The organism is Sphingomonas sp. GM_Shp_1 (assembly GCF_026540895.1).
Classification (GTDB): Bacteria; Pseudomonadota; Alphaproteobacteria; order Sphingomonadales; family Sphingomonadaceae; genus Sphingomonas.
Genome location: NZ_JALNUR010000031.1, coordinates 25,562 through 35,783 on the forward strand (window position 1 = coordinate 25,562; position 10,222 = coordinate 35,783).

5 protein-coding genes are annotated in these 10,222 nt (G+C 67.9%); 2 read left to right on the forward strand and 3 right to left on the reverse strand.

Translation table 11 applies throughout. The annotated features are described in order from the left end of the window. Positions 1–23: 23 nt before the first annotated feature. On the reverse strand, positions 24–959 hold the full coding sequence (locus OXQ33_RS14035; protein WP_267435317.1) for a cell wall hydrolase: 936 nt from the start codon (positions 957–959) through the stop codon (positions 24–26). Between the two features lie 307 nt (positions 960–1,266). Beyond that, entirely contained in the window at positions 1,267–3,687 is a 2,421-nt protein-coding gene (locus OXQ33_RS14040; protein WP_267435318.1) for a TonB-dependent receptor, read from the reverse strand. 171 nt (positions 3,688–3,858) lie between these two features. On the opposite strand from OXQ33_RS14040, the gene OXQ33_RS14045 reads away from it, so the two are divergent. After that, a complete protein-coding gene (locus tag OXQ33_RS14045) occupies positions 3,859–5,532 on the forward strand; it encodes an alkaline phosphatase D family protein (RefSeq protein ID WP_267435319.1) in 1,674 nt (557 codons plus the stop codon). Positions 5,533–5,553: 21 nt separating this feature from the next. Here the strand turns inward: OXQ33_RS14045 and OXQ33_RS14050 are convergent, their stop codons facing one another. Beyond that, complete coding sequence (locus tag OXQ33_RS14050) at positions 5,554–6,303, reverse strand: AcvB/VirJ family lysyl-phosphatidylglycerol hydrolase (protein WP_267435320.1); 750 nt, start codon at positions 6,301–6,303, stop codon at positions 5,554–5,556. Between the two features lie 674 nt (positions 6,304–6,977). On the opposite strand from OXQ33_RS14050, the gene OXQ33_RS14055 reads away from it, so the two are divergent. Further along, positions 6,978–10,222 (forward strand): glycosyltransferase (locus OXQ33_RS14055; protein ID WP_267435321.1); only part of this gene is annotated, 3,245 nt, incomplete at its 3' end.

Here is a 10,222-nt window from a genome sequence, read left to right on the forward strand (position 1 = left end):
GGGGGCGCCTGGTCCGGGCGATCCTAGCTGGGGTCGTGTTCTTCGCCGACGACGACACCGCGCGCCACTTCGGGTCCGTCGTGGGAGAAGCCGTTGCGATGGATGCGCACGCCCGCCGTGGTGACCGGGACGCTGGCCGCCACCGCCGCGACGGGGGCGGTGGGGGCGACGCCTTCGGCGACCGCCTGTTCGCCGCGATGGATGGTCACGCCCCCCATCGTCTCGACGCCCGCCACCGGGGCGGCCGCCAGCATGGCGGGGGCGGGGACGGGGATGCTCGGCTCCACCCCGGCATAATCCTGGCGGAAGGAAAGGTCGCGCTCCAGCGCGCCCTTCCAGCGATAGAAGATATGGCTGCCGATTGCGCCGATCCGGTTCAGGCTGGGTGCCCACCAGGGCAGCACATAATTGGCGTGATAGAAGGTCGCGGCCCCCACCGGCGCATAGACCATGCCCGCCAGTGCGGCCTGCGCCACGGCGGCGGCGCGGGCCCAGGCGGCGGGCTCGCGCGGGTGGAGCATCGATCCGTCGCAGGTGAAGCTGAACTGGCAACCCGTCGAACGCTCCGATCCCTGATAGACGACGCCGCAGATGCTCTTGGGAAAGGCGCGGTCGCGCACGCGGTTGAGGACGACCTGCGCCACCGCGCGCTGGCCGTCGATCGGTTCGGAGCGGGCTTCGTAATAGATGGCCGCGGTCAGGCATTCGGCGGCGCGGGCGGCGTCCTGCGGCGAGCGGGCGATGCCGGAAAAGGCGGGGGCGGCGGCCATCTCGATCGGCGTGGTGCCGTTCAGCGTTTCGGGCAGATCGGCGTCGGGCACGTCGAGCGCGAGCTGACGCAGCAGGGTCCGCGCGGTCGGCGGCGGCACGTCCAGCGTCAGCCGTGCGGGCGGATGCCGCGCCGGGGTGCACGACGTCGCGATCGCCAGCGTCGCCACCACCATCAACCAACGCAGCACGTCACTCCTGATCCCAGCCCGTTGCCTCATGACGGCGCTTTTACGGGGTAGGGGGTTAGGAAGCGGTTAAGTCGCGGAACTTGGGCGGGATCGACATGATGTCCTCCCTCTCCCCTGGACAGGGGAGAGGGTTAGCGAAGCTTGCCAGCTTGCTGGCTAGCGCAGCTTGGGTGAGGGGTCGAGCGAGCCCAAAGGGCTCGCGCGCTCTTCGAGCGCTCTCCCCTCACCCAGCTCCGACTAGGCCTTTGCTTCGCAAAGCCTAAGTCTGCGCAACCCTCTCCCCTCAATGAGGGGAGAGAGGAGAAACTTAAAACCGCGCGCCCAATTCCACGCCGTAGAAACGCGGCTCGCCCGCGATATAGGTCGGCGCGCTGAAGGTGCCGCCGGTGTTGCCCGCATCGATCAGATAGCGCTTGTTGGTCAGGTTGCGCGCGAAGCCGCCGACATGGAAACGTCCGTCCGCCCCGAACTCGACGCCGGCGCGTAGATTGACCAGCGTATAGCCGCCCTGCGAGATCGCCTCGCTATTGGGGAGCTCGAAATAGACCTTGGACCGATAGGTGGCGCTGGGCGTCGCATAGAAGGTCGCGGAGGACCCCACCGGCACGCGCAGCGTCGCGCCGCCCGAGGCGGTCGTGTCGGGTTGCAGGCGGAAACGGTTGCCCGCGAACACGCCATTGGCGGGATCGTCGGCGATGCCGCCATCGATATAGGCGAAGCTGCCGAACAGGCTGAGCCAGCGATGCACCGCCCAGTTCGCCTCCAGCTCGACACCCACATTGTTCGCCGAGCCCGCGCTGCGCGTCACGGTCCGTCCGCCCTCGAAGACGGTGACCTGGAAGCCCTTATATTGCTGATAGAAGACCGAGGCCGCGCCGCTGAACGCGCCGATCCGCCCCTTGATGCCGCCTTCGTAATTCCACACGTCTTCCTGCGGCACGATCTGAAGCCGGGGGATCGCGCCCGAATTGGCGACGGTCAGCGGCACGATCCGCTGGGCGTCGAGCTGGACCACGGGCGAGCGGCGGCCCTTGCTGACCGTCGCGTAGACGTTCACGTCGCCGCCCAGCCGATAGAGCGCGTTGAAGCGCGGCAGGATCGCGGCATAGCTGCGTTGCGCCTCGAAGACCTGCCCCTTGGTATTGGCCGCGCCCAGCAGGCTGGTGAACAGCCCCGCCGCCGCCAGCAGGCGGCTGTCCGGCATGACATTGCTATAGCCCGAGCGGCGATCCTCGATCAGCACCCGCGCGCCCGCGGTCAGTTCCAGTGCGGGGACGGGAATCCAGGTCGCGTCGGCGAACATCGAATAGGTATTGTTGCGACCGAAATTGGTGAAGCTGGCGCTATAGGGCACCATGGTCGCCGTGCCGCGCGACAGGATCGCGGTGGCGCGGGTGCCGGGGATGGTGCCGTCGGGCGCGACGCAGGCGGTGCCGGTCGGCAGGCCCGCCGCGCCCAGCAACTGCCGCACCGGCGCGAAGTCGGCCGCGGTCGAGCAGGCGAGATAGGTGCCTTCCTCGGTCGAGAAGGGCACCCGCTGCTGCCCATTCTCGAAAAAGGCATTCCACCCGATCGAGGCGCGGTAATGCGCGCCGTCGAAGGCGAAGCGGCTTTCATGGCTCCACTGGTCGCCCTTGGCGTCCTCGCCGAACTCCAGATACCAGGCGGGGCCGCCATCGGCGTCGAAGATTTCCAGCGCGTCGAACCGGCGATAGCCGTTGACCGTGGTGAAGGTGATGCCCGGCGCGACATCGACCGCGACCGTCAGGTTCGCGTCATAGACGTTGCGGGTCAGTCCCAGCTTGCGCCGCCCTAGCACCTCGGCGGAGAAGGGCGAGCCCGATAGTTCGGCATAGCCATAATCGCCGGTCTGCCCGCCGGTGGGGGCGAAGACGCGGCTCTTGAACGCGGTACCGGGATTGCGCTGTCCGTCATAGGTCAGGACGAGGTCGGCGGTGACCGAGCCATTGGGCCGCCAGCGCAGCGATCCGCGCACGCCGCGCTGGTCCTGCCCGTTCAGATCGTCCTGGTCGACGCGCCCCTGATTCTGGTTGGGCACATCGGGATCGCCTGCGATATTGCGGACATAGCCGTCGCGATATTTATAGGCGAAGGCGATACGGCCGGCGAGCGTCTCGTTGCCCGCATTCAGATAGCCCGACACCTGCGTCCGGTTGAAATTGCCGTAGGAGGCGATGAGGCCGCCCTCGGTGCCGGCCTTGGGATGCGCGGAGACGATGCTGATCGCGCCGACCGCGGCGGCGGTGCCGAACAGGGTCGCCTGCGGGCCCTTCACCACCTCGATCCGCTCGATATCATACAGGTCCTGATAGGCGCCGCGCGTCCGGCTGATGTCGATGCCGTTATAATAGAGCGTCACCCGCGCGCCCTGCTGCGCCGAGCCGGAATCCGAGGTGATGCCGCGAATGACGAAGCCCGGATTGTTCGCGCTCTGCTCCTGGATCTGCAGGCCGGGGATGTATTGCGCGACCTCGGCCAGCGAGTTGACGCCCAGATTGGCCATGCGCTCGCCCGACACGGCGCTGACGGTGACCGGCACGTCCTCGATCCGCTGCTCGCGCTTCTGGGCGGTGACGATCACCTCGTCGTCGCGCGTGTCGTCCTGTGGCTGGATCATCGCCTGTGCCCAGGCCGCCTGTGCGAAAGCGATCGGCGAAAGGCTCGTCAAAAGCGCGGCCAGCGTCATGCGGCGCATGGTCGAAGTCATATTCATCCCCGGCTATTACCCTGTTTGCCAGCCGCTTAAGCGAAAGGGATTACCGGTTGGTGTCCAACGCGCTGCGAATTTGTGACGGTTGGCGCCCGTGTCGTCGAACCGTCATCCATTCGCCATCGCGCTGTCGTGCGGAGCTTCTAGCCGTCCGGGCGAAAGGACCCGATGATGACGATGATGAACCGACGCCGCGCGATCGCCCTGATGGGAAGCGGCGCGACGCTCAGCTTGCCCGCGACGATCGCCGAGGCGGCCGAGCCCTCGGCCCGTTTCGACCATGGCGTCGCCAGCGGCGATCCGGCCCCCGACGGCGCGATCCTGTGGACCCGCGCGACCCCGGCGGAGGGGCAGGGGGGCGACGTCCCGCTGACCTGGCACGTCGCGCCGATCGAGCCGGGCGAGGCGGTCGGCCTGCGCACCGGTCGCGTCACGGCCCGCGCCGCTCGCGACTTCACCGCCAAGGTCGAGGTGACGGGGCTGCGCCCCGGTCGCGACTATCGCTATTGGTTCGAGACGGCGAAGGGAGAGCGTTCGCCCGAGGGGCGCTTCCGCACCTTGCCGCGCGGGCGGATCGAGGACGTGGTGCTGGCCGTCGTCTCGTGCCAGCTTTATCCCGGCGGGCTGTACAACGCCTATGACGCGATCGCGCGGTCCGAGCGGCTCGACGCGGTGCTGCATCTGGGCGACTATATCTATGAATATGGCGCGGAGGGCTATGGCGCGGAGATCGGGCGCAAGCTGAACCGTCTGCCCGAACCGGCGCATGAGATCCTGTCGCTCGCCGATTACCGCGCGCGTCATGCCCAGGTGAAGCGCGACCCCGACATGCAGGCCGCGCACGCCCGCGCCGCCTTCATCTGCGTGTGGGACGATCATGAGGTCGCCAATGACGACTGGATCGGCGGCGCGGAGAACCATGATCCCAAGACCGAGGGGGACTGGGCCAAGCGCAAGGCGGCGGCGATGCAGGCCTATTTCGAATGGATGCCGATCCGCGACCCGCGCCCCGGCCAGCCCTGGGCCGCGATCAACCGCAGCTTCGACTTCGGCGACCTGGCGACGCTGGTGATGGTCGAGACGCGGCTGCTCGCCCGGTCGAAGCAGGTGACGGCCAAGGGCGATGTGCCCGAGCCGACCGAATATGCCGCGATGATGGCCGAGCGTGCGCGGCCCGAGCGCGAATTGCTGGGCGCGGGGCAACTCGACTGGATCGAGCGGACACTGGCCGCCTCGGTCGGGGCGGGGCGGCCGTGGCAGGTGATCGGCAACCAGGTGGTGATGGCGCGGGTCGACGGCCCCGATCTGGAAAAGCAGATGGGGGCGGAGGGTTATGCGTCGCTGATCGCGCCGCTGTCTCCGGCGATCCGCGCGCAACTGGCGGCGGCGCAGGCCTCTTATCGCGCAGGCCTGCCGATGAATTTCGATAGCTGGGACGGCTATCCCGCCGCGCGCGAGCGGCTTTACGCGGCCTTCCGGCGGGCGGGGAGCCATCCGGTGGTCCTCTCGGGCGACAGCCATGCCGCCTGGGCCAACGACCTGTATGACGACCAGGGCGCGCTGGTCGCCGCCGAGTTCGGCGCTACGGCGATCACCAGCCCGTCCTGGGGGGCGCTGTTCCCCGGTATCGGCCGCCAGATCGCCGAGGCCAATCCGCGTAGCGTCCGCTTCTGCGATCAGGATGCCAAGGGCTATCTCCACCTGACCCTGACCCGCGACACCGCGACCGCGCGGTTCATGACCGTCTCGACCGTCATGGCCAAGCCCTATGCGGAGGCCTGTGTCGCGACTTGGCGGACGCGCGCGGGCGGGGCGGCACCGATCGAAAGCGTGACCGCCTGACCCGGTACCGGCCTTTCCCTGTCAGTTGGGCTTGGCGGGGAAAGGCTGGCCATGTACCGCCGCCAGCACATGGGCGTTCAGCGCGGCATCGTCATGGTTCAGATAATGGCCGCCCGGCATGGCGACGACATGCGCATCGGGCAGCTTGAGCAGCGGGCACAGGCTGTCCGGTTCCTCGACGCCATAGATGCAGGTGACGGGCAGCCAGTCGAGCGTGCGGGCGGTGGTGATCGCCATGCTGTCGGGTCGTCCCATATAGGCGATGCCCGACGGGTCGGAGCGGAAATAGGCCGTCTCGCCCGGCACCACGAGGACCAGCGCCGACACCCGCGCGCGCAGATCAGCGGGCAGTCTCGCCAGCCCGGTCTGCAACATGTCCGCGCCATAGGACTGGCCGAGCAGCACCAGCCGCCGCTCGCCCGCTTCCCGCGCGGCACGGCGGACCAGATCGGCGATCAGCGCATCGACCTGCTCGCGCGTCCGGCGCTCGCGGAACAGGACGGGGGAATTGACGCCCAGCACGGCGATTCCCCGGGCGCTCAGGTTCCGCGCGACGACCCCGCTCATGCCATAGCGCAGGCCCATATCCCCCGACAGCGACAGGACGAACACCGGCTGCACCCGCCCCGCCGCCGGATAGCGGGTGAACGGGTCGCGGTCGAAATAACTGCCCGAATAGAGCAGGATGGAAACGCCGGCCACGACGATGAACAGGATCGCGGCGAGATAACGGCGATAATAGCGGCGAAGATGGGCCAGGCGAACGGACATGCCCCGTCCTATGACGGAACGACAAGCAATGCCATTTTTCCTTCCCTCTCCCCTCATAGAGGGGAGAGGGTTGCGCAGACTTGGTCTTTGCGAAAGCAAAGGCTTAGAGCGGGATGACATCAGGTTGATCCACCCCTCCCCTTCAGGGGAGGGGCCGGGGGTGGGGCGCTTCCACAAACGCAGGGCCCTGGGGGTGATGCCCCACCCCAACCCAGCATCAGGTCGATCAGGCTCCCAGCCTGATCTAAACCGCGTGGGACGCGGTTTACCTGATGCTCCTGAAGGGGAGGGGCTCGTCTTGGGTCGACTCCATGTCATCCTGCTTTAGTCGGAGCTGGGTGAGGGGTGGAGCGCGCAACGCGCGCGCGAGCCTGCGGCTCGCTCAACCCCTCACCCAAGCTGCGCTAGCCAGCACGCTGGCAAGCTCCGCTAACCCTCTCCCCTGTCCAGGGGAGAGGGAAGGAAAAGCCGGGACGAATGTCGATCGGCCCTAATCCCGCGGCCCGGCCGCTGTCACGAACCGATTGAAGCGCCGATAAGAACGGTCATGAAAAATCTGTAATGTCACGATCACGCGCTCTATGCGCGCGATCTGCCATCGGCGACAGGGTGCAGACAGGGGATGGCCGGTGGCCGTCGTCCGTGTCGATGACCAGGCGTAAGGAATACCGTCCGTGACCAACCCGATCTTCTTTGACCCGACCGGTCGCCGGGGCGCGTGGGCGCGGCGCAGCGTCGGGGTGCTGATCCTGGCGGTGGTGATCGCGGCGATCGCCTTTGCCACGACGCTGGTCGCGGTGCCCAATTCGGGCGTGCTGCCCTTGCCCTTCGCACGGCGCCAGGCGATGACGCTGGAGCCGACCGCGCAGTTGAAGGGGCGGCGCGGCGAATGGCTGCCGCGCAAGGCGGCGGCGCCGGGCCATACCCCGCTGACCATCGCCTTCTATACGCCGGGCAACGACTCCGCGCTCGCCTCGGTGCATGCGCATATGGGGCAGATCGACTGGCTGGTCCCCTCGCTGATGAACGTCGCGGGGCCCAAGGCGGAATTGCAGATCAGCAACGACCCCAAGCTCGCCAGCCTGTTGTCACACGCGGCCAAGCCGCCGCGCCTGTTGCCGATGGTGCAGAATCTGGGCGCCGACGAATGGGACGGGCAGGCGATCGCGCGGATCATCGCCAGTCCGGCCGCTTCCGAGAAGCTGGCGACCCAACTTGGGGACTCGGTGACGGCCAACCGCCAGTCGGGGCTGGTCATCGACTTCGAGAATCTGCCCGCGAGCGCCATGGCGCGCTATCCGCGCCTGCTGCAACGGATCAAGGCGCATCTGCCCAAGGGCGCGGTGCTGGCCGTCACCGTGCCGGCGGACGACGAGGCGTGGCAGTTGAGGCCGATCACCAAGGTCGTCGATCGCGTCATCCTGATGGCCTATGACGAGCATTGGCAGACCGGCACGCCGGGCCCGATCGCATCGCAGCCCTGGTTCCTCCAGGCGAGCCAGAAGGCGCTGCGCGAGGTGGGCCGCGACAAGCTGATCGTCGCGCTCGGCAGCTATGCCTATGACTGGCCCGCCAAGGGCCCGGCGGATGCCAGGTCGATCGAGGAGGCCTGGCTGATGGCGCATGACAGCCAGGCGCAGGTGACGTTCGACCCGGCCAGCGGCAATGCGGGCTTCGCCTATGACGAGGATGGCGATCATCATACCGTCTGGATGCTCGACGCCGCAACCAGCTGGAACCAGCTCCAGGCGCTGAAGCATCTGGGCATCGACGATGTCGCCTTCTGGCAGATCGGCACCGAGGACCCCGGCCTGTGGGCGGACTTCGCCGCGTTCCGCAGCACCGCGCGCGGCGTCATCCCGCGGCTGACCGCGATCGCCTCGCCATTGAACGTCGATGTCGAGGGGCCGGGCGAAATCCTGCGCATCACCGCCCAGCCGACCGAGGGCGCGCGCGCCCTGCAATATGACAAGGACGGGATCATCCGAGGTGAGGTCTATCGGACCTATCCGACGCCCTATGTGGTGCAGCGGGCGGGCGCGCTGGACAAGACGATCGCGCTGACCTTCGACGACGGGCCCGATGCCGAATGGACGCCCAGGATCCTCGACGTGCTGGAGCGCGAGCACGTCCCTGCGACCTTCTTCGTCATCGGCGAGAATGCGCTTCAGCATCCGCAACTGCTGCGCCGGATCGTCGCGGACGGCAGCGAGATCGGCAACCACAGCTACACCCACCCCAATATGGCGACGACGGGCGAGCGGGCGATCAAGCTGGAGCTGAACGCGACCAAGCGGCTGATCCAGGCCTATACCGGGCGTTCGACCACGCTGTTCCGCGCGCCCTATTTCGGTGACGCGGAGCCGACGACGGCGGACGAGATCGGCCCGGCGCTGATCGCGCAGAATCTGGGCTATACGGTGGTCGGGCTGCACGTCGATCCCAATGACTGGCAGACGCCGGGCACCGACAAGATCGTCCATCAGGTGATCGAGCAGGTGCACGGCGCGACGCCCGACAATTCGGCCAATGTCGTCCTGCTGCACGATGGCGGCGGCAATCGCGAACAGACGGTGGAGGCGCTCCCGCGCATCATCGATACGCTGCGCGCCGAGGGCTATCGCTTCGTCCCCGCCTCGCAACTGGTCGGGGTCAGCCGCGATCAGGCGATGCCGCTGGTCGAGGGCAAGGACCTGCTGGCGGTGCGGACCGACGTGGCGATCTTCGTCGTCTTGGCGACGCTGTCGGCGGGGCTCGCCTGGCTCTTCTACCTCGCCATCGCGCTGGGTATCGCGCGGGCGGTGGTGATGGCGGGGCTCGCCTGGTTCCAGGGCCGCCGGTCCAAGCCGGTGCCGCCCGAATATACGCCCAGCGTCTCGGTCATCATCCCCGCCTATAACGAGGAGCGGGTGATCGCCCAGTCGGTCGCGCGGGTGCTGGCCAGCGACTATCCGGGGCTTCAGGTGATCGTGGTCGATGACGGGTCGAGGGATGCGACGAGCGCGGTGGTGCGCGATGCCTTTGGCGAAGAACCGCGCGTCCGCCTGCTGACCCTGACCAATGGCGGCAAGGCGGCGGCGTTGAACCGCGCGCTGCGCGACGCGACCGGCGAGGTGGTGATCGCGCTCGACGCCGATACCCAGTTCGAGCCGGAGACGATCGCCAAGCTCGCCCGCTGGTTCGCCGATCCGAAGCTGGGCGCGGTGGCGGGCGATGCGCGGGTGGGCAACCGGGTCAATCTGGTCACCCGCTGGCAGGCGGTCGAATATATCACCGCCCAGAATCTGGAGCGGCGCGCGCTGGCCGGTTTCGACGCGATGACGGTGGTGCCGGGCGCGGTCGGTGCATGGCGTCGCGCCGCGCTGGACGCGGTCGGCGGCTATCCTGAAGATACGCTGGCCGAGGATCAGGACCTGACGATCGCGATCCAGCGGGCGGGCTGGCGCGTCACCTACGACCCGCGCGCCGTCGCCTGGACCGAAGCGCCCGAGAGCTTCCGCGCGCTCGCCAAGCAGCGCTATCGCTGGGCGTTCGGGACGCTGCAATGCCTGTGGAAGCACCGCGCCGTGCTGCGCACCGGGCGACCCAAGGGGCTGGCGCGGGTCGGTTTGCCGCAGGCGTGGCTGTTCCAGATCCTGTTCGCCGCCATCTCGCCGCTGATCGACCTGTCGCTGATCCTGTCGATCATCGGCACCTCGGTCCGTGTGGCGCAGCATGGCTGGGCGCAGACGCATACCGATGTGTTTCAGATGGGGGCCTATTGGCTGGTCTTCACCTCGGTCGACGTGCTGTGCGGCTGGATCGCCTATCAGTTGGACGGCAACCGAGTGCGCTATCCGGCGCATCTGCTGGTCGCGCAGCGGCTGGTCTATCGCCAGATCATGTATTGGGTCGTGCTCCGCGCGATCAGCTCGGCGAT